Source organism: Acinetobacter sp. BMW17, assembly GCF_001592855.1.
In the GTDB taxonomy this organism is placed as follows: Bacteria; Pseudomonadota; Gammaproteobacteria; order Pseudomonadales; family Moraxellaceae; genus Acinetobacter; species Acinetobacter johnsonii.
This window is the reverse complement of the sequence record NZ_LSOD01000027.1, coordinates 68110-82549: the sequence shown is the minus strand read 5'-3', so window position 1 is coordinate 82549 and position 14440 is coordinate 68110. Positions and strand designations below refer to the sequence as shown.

Annotated in this window: 10 protein-coding genes; 1 reads left to right on the top strand and 9 read right to left on the bottom strand. The window is 41.9% G+C overall.

Going from position 1 to position 14440, the window contains the following annotated elements:
* Nucleotides 1–145: 145 nt before the first annotated feature.
* The 9 genes from sucD to sdhC form a co-directional block, all read right to left on the bottom strand.
* Nucleotides 146–1036: a succinate--CoA ligase subunit alpha gene (gene sucD, locus AXW61_RS08285; RefSeq protein ID WP_062033972.1), complete on the bottom strand. Its 891-nt coding sequence runs from the start codon at nt 1034–1036 to the stop codon at nt 146–148.
* Nucleotides 1037–1047: 11 nt separating this feature from the next.
* On the bottom strand, nt 1048–2214 hold the full coding sequence (gene sucC / locus AXW61_RS08280) for an ADP-forming succinate--CoA ligase subunit beta (protein ID WP_062033971.1): 1167 nt from the start codon (nt 2212–2214) through the stop codon (nt 1048–1050).
* 172 nt (nt 2215–2386) lie between these two features.
* On the bottom strand, nt 2387–3820 hold the full coding sequence (gene lpdA / locus AXW61_RS08275; RefSeq protein ID WP_062033970.1) for a dihydrolipoyl dehydrogenase: 1434 nt from the start codon (nt 3818–3820) through the stop codon (nt 2387–2389).
* A gap of 59 nt (nt 3821–3879) precedes the next feature.
* Complete coding sequence (gene odhB, locus AXW61_RS08270; protein WP_062033969.1) at nt 3880–5094, bottom strand: 2-oxoglutarate dehydrogenase complex dihydrolipoyllysine-residue succinyltransferase; 1215 nt, start codon at nt 5092–5094, stop codon at nt 3880–3882.
* A gap of 16 nt (nt 5095–5110) precedes the next feature.
* Nucleotides 5111–7933: a 2-oxoglutarate dehydrogenase E1 component gene (locus AXW61_RS08265; protein ID WP_062034018.1), complete on the bottom strand. Its 2823-nt coding sequence runs from the start codon at nt 7931–7933 to the stop codon at nt 5111–5113.
* Between the two features lie 804 nt (nt 7934–8737).
* Nucleotides 8738–9448: a succinate dehydrogenase iron-sulfur subunit gene (locus AXW61_RS08260; RefSeq protein WP_004982744.1), complete on the bottom strand. Its 711-nt coding sequence runs from the start codon at nt 9446–9448 to the stop codon at nt 8738–8740.
* Between the two features lie 14 nt (nt 9449–9462).
* Entirely contained in the window at nt 9463–11361 is a 1899-nt protein-coding gene (locus AXW61_RS08255; RefSeq protein WP_004695556.1) for an FAD-binding protein, read from the bottom strand.
* A gap of 12 nt (nt 11362–11373) precedes the next feature.
* On the bottom strand, nt 11374–11739 hold the full coding sequence (sdhD, locus tag AXW61_RS08250) for a succinate dehydrogenase, hydrophobic membrane anchor protein (protein ID WP_004695554.1): 366 nt from the start codon (nt 11737–11739) through the stop codon (nt 11374–11376).
* The gene (gene sdhC, locus AXW61_RS08245; RefSeq protein WP_005400408.1) at nt 11739–12137 is read right to left on the bottom strand and encodes a succinate dehydrogenase, cytochrome b556 subunit; all 399 of its coding nucleotides are present in this window, start codon (nt 12135–12137) and stop codon (nt 11739–11741) included. Before sdhC ends, sdhD begins: the two co-directional genes overlap by 1 nt.
* Before the next feature lie 1027 nt (nt 12138–13164).
* On the opposite strand from sdhC, the gene gltA reads away from it, so the two are divergent.
* Entirely contained in the window at nt 13165–14439 is a 1275-nt protein-coding gene (gltA, locus tag AXW61_RS08240; RefSeq protein WP_004695551.1) for a citrate synthase, read from the top strand.
* Nucleotide 14440 lies beyond the last annotated feature (1 nt).

Genomic DNA, 14440 nt, shown 5'->3' with positions numbered 1-14440 from the left:
ATCCAGTATATTTTATCAAATGCATAAAATGTAAACTGTTTTGTAAATAAATTGTGATATAAAGCTCAATTTTTACATGGTGTTAAGCCCTATTTTAAGTTTAAAAAAAATCCCCTAAATAGGGGATTTTTCCAAATGTTAAAAGTTAAGCGAGACCTTTGTCCTTTAAAAGTTGGAACATCGTTGAACCCAGTTCTGCTGGGCTACGCGTATACGCCATCCCCGCTTTTTCAAATGCTGCAAACTTTTCTTCCGCAGTCCCTTTACCACCAGAAATAATCGCTCCTGCATGCCCCATACGCTTGCCTTTCGGTGCTGTTACACCGGCAATATAACCCACCACAGGTTTAGTCACATGCGATTGAATATATTCCGCGGCTTCTTCTTCAGCCGTACCACCAATCTCACCAATCATGATAATCGCTTCAGTTTGCGGATCTTCTTGGAACAGTTTCAAACAATCAATTTGGTTCATGCCCGGAATTGGATCACCACCAATACCAATACAGGTGGATTGACCTAAACCAAGCTTAGTCGTTTGCGCAACCGCTTCATACGTCAATGTACCAGAGCGAGAGATAATTCCGATTTTACCTGGTTGATGAATATGACCTGGCATAATCCCGATCTTACATTCACCGGGAGTAATAATACCCGGACAGTTTGGACCAATTAAACGCGTGCCATTGCCATTGGTTTCAAGATAACGCTTAGCTTTGAGCATGTCTAAAGTTGGCACACCTTCTGTGATGACCACAATCAGTCCAACACCTGAATCCACTGCTTCAATAATTGAATCTAATACAAACGGTGCTGGCACATAAATCACAGTCGCATCTGCGCCTGTGCCTACAACGGCATCTTTCATGGTGTTAAATACAGGTAAATCTAGATGGGTTGTGCCACCTTTACCAGGAGTTACCCCACCAACGACTTTGGTTCCATAATCTAGCGCTTGTGCTGAGTGGAATGTACCATTTTTGCCTGTAAAACCTTGTACCAATACTTTGGTGTCTTTATTAATTAATACGCTCATATTGATACTCCTTACGCTTTTACTGCAGCAACAATTTTTTCTGCGGCATCCGACAAGCCATTTGCAGAAATAAGTTTTAAACCTGATTCATCAAGTAATTTGGCACCCAATTCAGCATTGTTCCCTTCTAAACGAACAACCACAGGTACGGTCACATTTACTTCTTGAACCGCTGCAATAATTGCTTCAGCAATCATGTCACAACGTACAATTCCACCGAAGATATTAATCAATACCCCTTGTACAGAGGTATCTGCCAGAATAATTTTAAACGCTTCAATCACACGGTCTTTGGTTGCACCACCGCCGACATCAAGGAAGTTCGCAGGTTGGCCGCCATAGAGTTTAATAATATCCATGGTTGCCATCGCAAGGCCCGCACCATTGACCATACAGCCAATGTTGCCTTCAAGCGCGACGTAGTTGAGGTCAAATTCAGACGCTTTTAACTCACGTTCATTTTCCTGTGACTTATCGCGCAGCGCAGCAATTTCTGGTAAACGGTACAGCGCGTTTGAGTCAATCCCCACTTTGGCATCGACACATAGGATGTCACCATTTTCACGCACAGATAGTGGGTTAATCTCAAATAAAGCAAAGTCATTCTCGATGAATGCTTGATACGCAGCAGACATCACTTTCACAAATTGATTCACTTGACCATCTTTAAGGTTCAACTTAAATGCAACTTCGCGTGCTTGAAATGGCAATAAGCCAACCAAAGGATCGACTTCAACTTTGATAATTTTTTCAGGGGTTTCTTCAGCAACCTTTTCAATTTCAACGCCACCTTCGGTCGAAGCCATAAAGGTCACACGACGGCTTGAGCGGTCAACCACTGCACCTAAATACAGCTCACGCTCTACAGGATAAACATCTTCCGCGACAAGTACGCTATTTACAGGTTGGCCATGGCTATCGGTTTGATAGGTAACAAGGTTGGTCCCGATGATGCTTTTTGCATATTCAGCAGCTTCCGTTGCTGACTTTACAACTTTTACGCCACCCGCCTTACCACGACCACCCGCATGCACTTGGGCTTTCATGACAGCAAATTTTCCGCCTATTTGATCAAAGGCTTTTACTGCTTCGTCTGGAGTGGTGGCAAGTACGCCCTCTTGGACAGGCATACCATATTTTTTTAATAGCGCTTTAGCTTGATATTCATGTAAATTCATCGACTAACCTTTTTATTACTGCTTATTTACTTTTTGTTGCACCGAAACTGTTTACTATCACAGTAACCATTTTGGATTTTTAAAACTTCTTGTCTTTATTTTTAGATGATTCTTCATGAGAAGACAACACCTGAAACAAAAAAGAGCGACCGTAGTCGCTCTTTTCGTTGTCTTATTTGCGTTTACGCTGAATTGCGTGAATCGCTCGACCATCCACTGCAAGTGCAGCTTCATGCACAACTTCAGAGAAAGTTGGATGACCAAATGTCATCAATTGAAGATCTTCAACACTTGATACAAATTCAAGTGCAATCATACCTTGATGAACGATATCAGACGCTGCTGGTCCAATCACGTGCATACCCAGTAAACGATCTGTTTTTGCATCTGCAACGAACTTCACGAAACCTGCATTTTCACCAGCAGCCATTGCACGACCATTTGCAGCGAAACCGAATTGACCCGTTTTTACTTCATGGCCTTTTTCTTTCGCTTGCTCTTCTGTTAAACCTACCCACGCCGCTTCTGGGTGTGTATAGATTACAGAAATGATTGTGTCATAGTTCACTTGAGCTGCATGACCGTGAATACGTTCAACAGCCATTACGCCTTCTTCCATTGCTTTATGCGCAAGCATTGGACCACGTACCAAGTCACCAATTGCATATACGCCGTCAACAGAAGTTGCACACCAATCGTTCACTTCAACTAAACCACGTTCAGTGAGTTTAATACCTGAATCATCAGCCAATAAACCTTCTGCATAAGCACGACGACCAACACAAACAATTAATTTATCGAAAGTTTGAGTTTTTTCTTCGCCACCTTGCGTGTACTTAACGGTTACTTCACGACCGTTAACTTCAGTACCTGCAACTTTAGCGCCTACGCGAATGTCTAAACCTTGTTTAGTCAATAATTTTTGGTAATCTTTAGCCAATGCTTTATCAGCCATTGGTAAGAATGCATCCATTGCTTCAAATACAACAACTTCAGCACCTAAACGACGCCATACTGAACCAAGTTCTAAACCAATTACGCCAGCACCAATAACACCTAAACGCTGAGGAACTTCTTGGAATTCTAAAGCACCAGTTGAATCAACAATAATGTCTTGATCAACAGGAGCTACAGGAATATTTACAGGCACAGAACCAGATGCAAGAATCACATATTTTGGCTCTAAAATTTGAGTTTCACCTTCATGAGAAACAAACTCAACTTTTTTACCAGCAAGTAATTTACCAGTACCTTTTAACCATTCGATACCATTCCCTTTAAGAAGTCCGTCGATACCCATAGTTAATTGGTTTACGATTTTATCCTTACGATCAAGAAGTTTAGCCAAGTCAAACTTCACTTCACCTGTTGTAATACCGTGATCATCTAAATGATGAACTGTATCTTCGTAGCGGTGAGAAGAATCAAGTAAAGCTTTAGAAGGAATACAACCCACGTTTAAGCAAGTACCACCTAAAGATGGTTTGCCTTTGTGAATACGTTTTTCGATACAAGCAACTTTAAAACCTAATTGCGCTGCACGAATCGCTGCTTCATAGCCACCTGGGCCACCGCCAATTACAACAAGATCAAATTGTTGAGACATTTTTATCTCCAAAAATGGGCTTAGAGGATCGCTCTAAGCCCATGTTTTATTCTTTAGAATTAAAGGTCAAGGATCAATTTAGCTGGTTCTTCTAACAATTCTTTGATTGTTACCAAGAAACCAACTGCTTCTTTACCATCAATTAAACGGTGGTCATAAGAAAGCGCTAAATACATCATCGGTAAGATTTCTACTTGACCGTTTACAGCCATTGGACGCTCTTGGATTTTATGCATACCCAAAATCGCAGTTTGTGGTGTATTCAAAATCGGAGTCGACAACAATGAACCGAAAGTACCACCGTTAGTAATGGTGAATGTACCGCCAGTCATGTCTTCGATGCCCAATTTGCCATCACGTGCTTTGTAAGCAAAGTCACGGATACCATTTTCAACTTCAGCATAGTTCATGCGATCTGTATCACGAAGTACAGGTACAACTAGACCACGCTCAGAAGATACTGCTACACCGATGTCATAGTAACCGTGGTAAACAATGTCATCACCGTCAATTGAAGCATTAACTGCTGGGTAGCGTTTAAGCGCTTCAGTTGCCGCTTTAACAAAGAAAGACATAAAGCCAAGACGCGCACCGTGACGCTTCTCAAATGCGTCTTTGTATTGAGCACGCATTTCCATGATTGGCTTCATGTTCACTTCGTTAAACGTTGTCAACATTGCAGTTTCTTGCGTTGCAGCAAGTAGACGCTCAGCAACACGCTTACGAAGACGTGTCATAGGAACACGCTTTTCAACACGCTCACCCACAGCAACACTTAATGGTGCTGCAGCTGGAGCTGCTGGTTTAGTTTGGTGATTTGCTACATCTTCTTTTGTGATGCGACCACCACGACCTGTACCCGCAACATCAGCAGCTGGAATACCAGACTCAGTCAATGCCTTACGCACAGCAGGCGCTTGATCAGCAACTTGAGCACGTTCAACGACTGGTGCAGCACCCGCTTCAGTTTGAGTAACTGCTTGTTCTACTTTCGCTTCAGACTGAACTGCTTCAGTTTGCGCAGCGCCAGATACAGCACCTTCTTCAAACTGTGCAATCACTTCATTTGAAAGAACAGTGTCACCTTCACCTTTAATGATCGATGCAATTGTACCGTCAGCAGGAGCAACAACTTCTAAAACAACTTTATCTGTTTCAATATCACAGATCACTTCATCACGTGATACTGCTTCACCTGGTTGTTTGTGCCAAGTTGCGATTGTTCCGTCCGCAACTGACTCAGGGAATACCGGTGCTTTAATTTCGGTTGCCATTACTAAGAATCTCCTGTTATTCAGCTACGATCGCTAAAGCGTCATTTACGAGCTGAGCTTGTTGTTTTGCATGCAAATATGGTGAACCACAAGCCGGTGCAGCAGAAGCTTCACGACCTGCATAACTGATACGTACTGGTTTAGCCGACTTCATTACATCATCATATAAACGAGGGGCAATAAATAACCAAGCACCTTGGTTCTTCGGCTCTTCTTGCGTCCAAACAATGTCTTTCACATTTGGATATTGAGCAAGAACTTCAGCAATACGTTGTTCAGGGTATGGATACAATTGTTCAATACGAACGATTGCAGTGTTATTCAACTCTTGCTCACGACGTTTCTCAAGCAAGTCATAGTAAACCTTACCACCACAAAGCACTAAACGTGTTACGTCTGCTTTGTTGATGTTGTCGATTTCATCAATCACAGTTTGGAATGTACCATTTGCAAGTTCACTTAAAGTAGACGTTGCAAGCTTGTGACGAAGTAAAGACTTCGGTGACATGATGATCATTGGCTTACGAATTGGGCGAATCGCTTGACGACGTAAAGCATGGAAAATCTGTGCAGGCGTAGTCGGTGTCATCACTTGCATGTTGTCTTCAGCACATAGCTGCAAGAAACGCTCTAAACGTGCAGATGAGTGCTCTGGACCTTGACCTTCAAAACCGTGAGGAAGAAGTAAGGTTAAACCACACACACGCTCCCACTTGGTTTCACCTGATGCGATGAACTGATCGATTACCACCTGTGCACAGTTTGCGAAGTCACCAAATTGTGCTTCCCAAATGATCAAACTCTTAGGCAGAGTCGTTGCATAACCATACTCAAAACCTAACACCGCCATTTCAGACAACAATGAGTCATAAATAGCAGTACGTGGTTGATTTTCTTTGATATGGCAAAGTGGAATGTACGTTGAACCATCCACTTGGTTATGCAGTTTTGCATGACGGTGTGAGAAGGTACCACGACCAACGTCTTCACCAGTCAAACGAACCAAATAGCCATCATCTAAAATAGATGCATAAGCCAAAGTTTCTGCAGCACCCCAGTTCAATGGAATTTCGCCAGTTTGCATTTTTAAGCGATCATCAATCACTTTTGCAACTTGACGCTGCATCACGAAGCCTTCAGGAAGCTCGCGCATTTTGCGACCAAGCTCTTTTAAGCGATCCTCAGAACATGTTGTATCCCATACGTCTGTATAGTCATGTCCTAAGTACGGTGCCCAATCTACAAACATTTTTGTATTTGGTTCAAGTACCAATGCATTTGCAACGTGCTTACCTGCTTCTAAATCAGCACGGTAGTCTTCAACCATTTGATCTGCTTTAGCACGGTCTAATACGCTTTCTTGAACCAATTGGTCTGCATACAGCGCACGCGTTGTCGTTTTCTTGTTGATGACTTGATACATCATTGGCTGAGTTGCAGCTGGCTCGTCCGCTTCGTTGTGACCACGACGGCGGTAACAGAACATGTCAATGACAACGTCTTTACGGAAAGTATGACGGAAGTCATGTGCCAATTGCGCAACAAACAATACTGATTCAGGATCATCACCGTTCACATGGAAGATCGGTGCTTGGATCATTTTCGCGATGTCCGTACAGTATTCTGTAGAACGCGCATCACGTGGATCAGACGTTGTGAAACCGACTTGGTTATTCACCACAATATGAACCGTACCACCCACTGTATAGCCACGTGTTTGTGACATTTGGAAGGTTTCTTGGTTAACACCTTGACCTGCAAATGCAGCATCACCGTGAACAATTACTGGCAATACGTCATCGCCACCAATGTCTTTACGACGAACTTGACGTGCACGCACTGAACCTTCAACCACAGGGCCGACGATTTCTAAGTGAGACGGGTTAAACGCCAATGCCAAGTGAACTTCGCCACCTTGAGTCATTACGTTTGAAGAGAAACCTTGGTGGTACTTAACGTCACCAGAACCTTTTTTATGTAAGCTCTTACCTTCGAACTCACCAAATAGGTCTGCTGGGTTTTTACCCATGATGTTTACAAGAAGGTTCAAACGACCACGGTGTGGCATACCAATGACCACTTCTTTACAACCTACAGAACCTGCACGCTGAATTAAAGCATCAACCATTGGAATGAAAGATTCACCACCTTCCACGCCGAAACGTTTTGCACCAACGTATTTATTACCTAGGAATTTTTCTAGGCCTTCAGCCGCAGTTAAACGCTCTAATACGTGTTTTTTCTGTTCTGCAGTGAAGTTGAATTGACCACGTGCACCTTCAAGGCGTTGTTGAATCCAACGTTTTTCTTTGGTATCAACAATGTGCATGTATTCTGCACCAATTGAAGCACAGTACGTTGCTTCCATGGCTTGAACCATTTCACCTAAAGTTGCTTCGTCTTTACCAATCAAAAGATTACCTGTATTGAATACAGTGTCAAAATCAGATTGGGTTAAGCCATGTGCAGCAAGGTCAAGATCTGGCACGATTTCACGTTTTGCCAAACCTAAAGGATCAAGCTTCGCTTTTTGGTGACCGCGGTTACGGTACGCTGCGATCAGTTGTAGTACGCCAATTTGACGACGTTCATGTTCTGTACTAACAGAACTTTGTACCACTGCTTGAACACGACTTGAATTACGACCTAGTAATAAGAATTGCTCACGTACATTGCTGTGTGGTTGATCACCTTTCGGGTATTTATCGAAGTATGCACGCCAGTCAGCTTCTACTGAGTCTGGTGCAGCCAAGTACTGCTCATAAAGTTCTTCAATATACGCTGCACTATCAGCGGAAAGTTCAGTGTCAAGACGCAATGCGTCAGCAACTTCTTGCATTTGTGGACCCATTTCCTATTGCAAAAACATTTCAGGATGCTTTTTAAGCGAACCCATGATTAGTAATGTCAAATTGGTAACATGACATTAGTCCCCATAAGGCGGATGCCATGAGGCGTTATCACTACATTAGAATTACCCAATGTGACAATGAATCATAACGCCCTCAGCGGCATCATCACTCATTCATACCCGGCCAAAACCGAGCAATTTTTTGCAAATCGACTTAGAAAAAATAAGGCATTGCATTATTTTTTCTAAAGCGGCTAACCCTTCATTTATACTCGCTCTAATGCGGCTTAAATGTTGAATTAATGTACATATTTAGCGCGCATTTTTTAAATATAAACGTGCAAAAATTTTAACATACTCCCCATATTTCAATTGATTTTTTTGACACATACCTTTCATAAATTGGCGAAATACACATATCAAAATTTCATCTAATATATGGTGCTTTAAATAAAACCGAGTTTCAACGTAGACCAAAGTCTACTCCAAAAAACACATACGAAAAGAGAGCATCATCTTTCAATATGCCCTCCCCATCAACAACACCCATATTAACATCTTCATAACTTTTTTTGCAGACTCATACTTGCACTTATTTATGACATTTGTTTTAAATCGCCGCGCATTTCACCAATCTGGTGCAATTTCCACAAAAGCCACCTATCACAAACAAAAATAATGCCAACCTCACGCTTTCACTCAACTTTATTTTTTACAGCAAAAATCTCGCTATAAAATAAAAAAGCACACCCTAAAGGTGTGCTTTTTCTAACTGATAAATCAGCTTACAGATTAACCCGCAGCATCTAAAAGCATGTTACGGATGTGACCAATTGCTTTAGTTGGGTTCAAACCTTTAGGACACACTGATACACAGTTCATGATGCCTTTACAACGGAATAGCGAGAATGGGTCGTCTAGACGAGCCAAACGCTCTTGAGTTGCTGTATCACGAGAGTCGATGATAAAACGGTATGCATTCAACAACGCTGATGGACCCAAGAACTTGTCTGGGTTCCACCAGAATGATGGGCATGAAGTTGAACAACATGCACAAAGAATACATTCGTATAAACCATCTAGGTGTTCACGCTCTTCAGGAGACTGTAAACGCTCTTTTGGCGGCGCAGGTTGGTTGTTGATCAAGAATGGATGAATTTTGTTGTACTGATCGTAGAACTGATTCATATCCACAACTAAATCTTTAACCACAGGCAAACCAGGTAAAGGACGAACTGTAATCACTTCTGGTAAGTCGTTTAGGTTCCAAAGACACGCTAAACCATTTTTACCATTGATGTTCACACCATCCGAACCACAAATACCTTCACGGCATGAGCGACGGAATGTTAATGATTCATCCTGTACTTTCAATGCAAGAAGCGCATCAAGCAACATACGGTGCTTATCAGTCAATTCTAACTTGAAAGTTTGCATGTACGGCGCTGCATCCTTATCAGGATCGTAGCGGTAGATATTAAATGTACGAGTACCTCTACTCATCTTACTTCTCCCAATTAGAATGTACGTGGTTTAGGTGGAATTGCAGCAACAGATAATGGCTTGTAACGTACTGGCTTGTACTCAAGACGGTTATCGCTAGAGAACCATAATGTGTGCTTCATCCACTCATCATCACGACGACCATATGGGTATGCTGGATGATCAGGCGACTCTTCAAAGTCTACAACCGTATGCGCACCACGGCACTCTTTACGAGCTGCTGCTGAAATCAATGTCGCTTTAGCCACTTCATACAAGTTTTCAACTTCTAAAGCTTCTACACGCGCGGTGTTAAATACTTTAGATTTGTCTTTCAAGTGAATGTTACGTACACGTGGTTCAATCGCAAGAATCTGCTTCACACCTTCTTCAAGAAGTGCAGTTGTACGGAATACACCAGCATGGTCTTGAACGATGTCACGGATTGCATCTGCAACTTCTTGAGCATTTTCACCTGTAGATGAGTCATCTAACTTACGGATACGTGCAACAGTTTGCTCAAGTACAGTCGTAGGAAGCGGTTGGTATTCATCACCGTGATGTTTAGTCACATAGTCGATGATGTGCTCACCCGCAGCTTTCCCAAATACAACCAAGTCAAGTAATGAGTTCGTACCTAAACGGTTTGCACCATGTACAGACACGCAAGAACATTCACCAATTGCATAAAAGCCTTTAACAGGTTTCGTAAAGTTACGATCGCCCGCATTAGTCGAATAGATATCGCTATCTTTGTCATAATGTGCTGCAAATGCTTCAGTTTCAGAACCTTCAGGCACAACCACTTGACCGTGGATATTCGTTGGAATACCACCCATTTGGTAGTGAATTGTTGGTACAACTGGAATTGGCTCTTTCGTGATGTCAACGTTCGCGAATTTCTTACCAATCTCGAATACAGATGGAAGACGCTTCATGATCGTTTCAGCACCCAAGTGCGTCATATCAAGCAAGATGTAGTCTTTCTTCGGACCACAACCACGACCTTCTTTAATTTCTTGGTCCATAGAACGTGATACGAAGTCACGTGGCGCCAAGTCTTTTAAAGTAGGTGCATAGCGTTCCATGAACGGCTCACCTGCATCGTTACGAAGGATCGCACCTTCACCACGACAACCTTCAGTTAACAATACACCTGCACCAGCAACACCCGTTGGGTGGAACTGCCAGAATTCCATATCTTGCAATGGAATACCTGCACGCGCAGCCATACCAAGGCCGTCACCAGTGTTGATATAAGCATTGGTTGATGCACGGTAAACACGACCCGCACCGCCTGTAGCAAACAATGTCGCTTTGGCTTGGAATACTGCAATTTTACCCGTTTCTTGGTCAATTGCTGTTACACCAAGAACATCACCTGCTTCGTTACGAATCAGGTCAAGCGCGATCCATTCAACAAAGAATTGCGTACCCATTTTCACGTTGCTTTGATAAAGCGTGTGAAGAAGTGCGTGACCTGTACGGTCAGCAGCAGCACATGCACGTGGAACCGCTTTTTCACCGTAGTTTGCAGAGTGACCACCGAATGGACGTTGGTAAATCGTACCATCTGCGTTACGGTCAAATGGCATACCCAAGTGTTCTAGCTCATAAACCACTTGTGGCGCTTCACGCGTCATGAATTCAATCGCGTCTTGGTCGCCCAACCAGTCAGAACCTTTTACCGTGTCGTAAAAGTGGTAGTGCCAGTTATCTTCTTGCATGTTACCAAGAGATGCACCAATACCACCCTGCGCTGCAACTGTGTGCGAACGAGTTGGGAATACTTTAGTTAAAACAGCAACTTTCAAACCAGCTTGAGCAAGTTGGTAAGACGCGCGCATACCTGAACCACCACCACCAACGATGACAGCATCGAAAGTTTCGTGTGGAATATTTGTGTAATCTTCTTTAGGGGTTATAGCGCCCATGATCTATTCCTATCAATTCGCCCAAAAAATCTGGATTGCCCAGATCGCATATGCAAATACAGCAATAATTACTGCTGAAGTCAGTACAAGGCGTAAACCTGAAGCTGAAGGACCCATTTGACGAGTAGTCACATAATCCGTGAATACCTGCCACATACCAATCCAAGCATGTGCAACAAGAGATAAGACGGCCAATAAAGATAAAATCTTCATTGGAGCTGTCATCATAAAGCCGTACCACTGTTCATAGCTAAAACCGCCATTGCATAGGATCCAACCTAAAACAACAACTGTATAAACCGCTAATACGACAGCACTTACACGTTGGATAAACCAATCGCGAGAACCTGAACCCGTTAAACCAGTAGCACTTTTCATTAGATAACAATCCATACAAATGCCGCAACGATACCGATTGCAGACAAGATCAATGAAATAGTAGCTGCGATACGACCACTTTGCAGTTCTTCAGCAATACCGATATCTGCAAGTAAGTGCTTAACGCCCGCAATAAAGTGGAAAATTAAGCCGGCTACAAATACCCATACGACAAAACGCACAATGAAGCTATTAAAAATAGCCTGAACTTGAGCAAATCCTTCAGGCGAAGACAATGACTTGTCTAAGATCCATAGAAGTACCGGTACGAGTAAAAATACGATGACACCTGATAGACGGTGTAAGATTGATGCAATAGCCACAGGGGATTTTAAGTTTACTTCTAAAACTTGACCCATGGACAAATTGACAGGTCTGTTGCTTTTCACAGCGGGCATCCTGTAAGTAAAAACTCCATCCGGAGTTTGTTGGAATTAATTCGAAGGAAAGCTGGCATTGTTCAGCAGCTACTTTAAAACTCTAAATTAAATAGCGTTTGAACTTAAAACGACACTGAATTATAAGACGTGAACTATCAAAATACAAACAATGCCCTTGGCCTTTTTGCATAAAAATTCTTTAAATAAGAATCATTAACACATAGATAAATACCTTGCGCTACAATACTTTAGCTTCAAATCTCAGCTATATAGTTGGTTTTTATAAAATAAACACCAAATTCAAGCGCTAAAATTTATACAAAAACGGGAAAATTCGACTTTAGACTAATGATGCACAAAAAAGTCTTGTTTTAAAAACTGGGGAATTTCACTGCTTTATTTTAATCATTTTTTATTTATATATAAAATGTTCATTATTTTATTTTAATATAGTGGTATAAATATGCATGATGTTGGTGCAACAGATTAATCCCCTACAAGATTGAAATATCTCGTAATAAATTTTAATTAAAACAATTTTTTCACATCCGTATAAATAAAAAAAGTGACTTATATATCGTTTTAGAAATACCAAATAAGCTATTTTTTATACAATTAAATCATTTTTTATGAGTCACTTATTGTTTTTAACAATGACTACGAAAGCAGCATTTTCTTTTTAAAATGATGCGTAAGTTACGAGAATCATAATAAATGTAAATATATGACGACTTGAATTCTGTTTCTTTTCAAGCGCTTTTTTCAATATAAAACTGCTTACAATTGCGCCAGCAACATTTTTTATTTATGCACTTGCTCGTTGAATTAACTTATTATAGTGTGTCGGTGCTGTGATTTTATGCAAATTTTAATGGATTAAATCTTAACTATAACTTCGGAAGTCATCATTTTATCCATAAGTATAATTGACAAAATTTCAGCACTCTCTACTCTTAGAGCAAATTTTTAATCCGTCTGATTCGTGCATTAAAAGATGAGTATTTCGAGTCAGATAAATCATTCACCAGGACAGGAGATCTATTGAATGTCTGAAGCAACTGGCAAAAAAGCCGTTTTACAGCTTGATGGCAAAGAAATTGAATTACCAATTTACAGCGGCACATTGGGCCCAGATGTAATCGACGTTAAAGATGTATTGGCCGCAGGTCACTTCACTTTTGATCCTGGTTTTATGGCTACTGCTGCATGCGAGTCTAAAATCACTTTCATCGACGGTAACAAAGGTGTGCTTTTACACCGTGGCTACCCAATCGACCAGTTAGCAACTAAAGCTGACTACTTAGAAACTTGCTACTTACTTCTCAATGGCGAGCTTCCAACAGCTGAACAAAAAGAAGTATTTGATGCTAAAGTTCGTAACCACACTATGGTTCACGATCAAGTTAGCCGCTTCTTCAATGGTTTCCGTCGCGATGCTCACCCTATGGCGATCATGGTTGGTGTAGTTGGTGCGCTTTCTGCGTTCTATCACAACAACTTAGACATCGAAAATGTTGATCACCGTGAAATTACAGCGATCCGCTTAATTGCTAAAGTACCTACTTTGGCTGCGTGGAGCTACAAGTACACTGTTGGTCAACCATTTGTTTACCCACGTAACGACTTAAGCTACGCTGAAAACTTCTTGTACATGATGTTTGCTACTCCAGCAGACCGTGATTACAAAGTAGATCCTATCCTTGCTAAAGCAATGGACCGTATCTTCACGCTTCACGCAGACCATGAACAAAATGCTTCTACGTCTACAGTACGTTTAGCTGGTTCTACTGGCGCAAACCCATATGCATGTATCGCTGCGGGTATCTCTGCACTTTGGGGCCCTGCTCACGGCGGCGCAAACGAAGCTGTTCTTAAGATGCTTGATGAAATCGGCACTGTAGAGAACGTTGCTGACTTCATGGAAAAAGTGAAAACTAAAGAAGTTAAACTCATGGGCTTCGGTCACCGTGTGTACAAAAACTTCGATCCACGTGCGAAAGTAATGAAAGAAACTTGCGACGAAGTTCTTGGTGCGCTTGGCATCAATGATCCACAGCTTGCTCTTGCTATGGAACTTGAACGTATCGCGCTTTCTGATGAATACTTCATCAAACGTAACTTATACCCGAACGTAGACTTTTACTCAGGTATCATCCTTAAAGCGATTGGTATCCCGACGGAAATGTTTACAGTGATCTTCGCGCTTGCACGTACTGTTGGTTGGATCAGCCACTGGTTAGAAATGCACAGCGGTCCGTACAAGATCGGTCGCCCTCGTCAGCTTTACACTGGCGAAGTTCAACGCGACATCAACCGTTAAT